This is a genomic window from Xenorhabdus kozodoii, assembly GCF_002632875.1.
In the GTDB taxonomy this organism is placed as follows: Bacteria; Pseudomonadota; Gammaproteobacteria; order Enterobacterales; family Enterobacteriaceae; genus Xenorhabdus; species Xenorhabdus kozodoii.
In genome coordinates this window covers 1-447 of sequence record NZ_NJCX01000116.1, presented here as the reverse complement: position 1 = coordinate 447, position 447 = coordinate 1, and the positions used below count along the sequence as shown (strand labels likewise).

Sequence of the window (447 nt, the reverse complement as noted above, 5' to 3'; positions counted from 1 at the left end):
CGATGGCAACAAAACGATTTATACCGTGACCGTGCGCCCTGCCTGCTGGCGCCTGACCCTCAACCAGGACAGCCGGATTTACCATCAGCAAAACGTGCCGGCGATTTTAACCGGCCTGCTGAAAAAGCACCGGGTGAAAGCCGACTCAAAACTCTACGATGCGCATCAGGACCGGGAATATGTCACCCAGAAGCGCGAATCCGATTATGCGTTTTTCAGCCGATTGACGGCGGAAGAGGGATGCAGTTTCTGGTTCGAGGATGACACGCTGTTTTTCAGCGACAGCCATCTCGGCATGACCGCCGGCCTGCCCCTGCAATACCAGCCCCAGCCAGAAACCGCCCACGGGGTGGATACCATTTATCAGGTGCGACTGGGGGTTGGCATGAGCCCGCAACGCAGCCTGCACAAAGATTTCAACCCGGCGAACCCGCGCTACCCCCTCTC

1 protein-coding gene is annotated in these 447 nt (G+C 57.9%); it reads left to right on the top strand.

Annotated features, from left to right (window positions below):
• A partial coding sequence (locus Xkoz_RS19385) for a contractile injection system protein, VgrG/Pvc8 family (RefSeq protein ID WP_279627422.1) occupies positions 1–447 on the top strand: 447 nt, incomplete at both ends.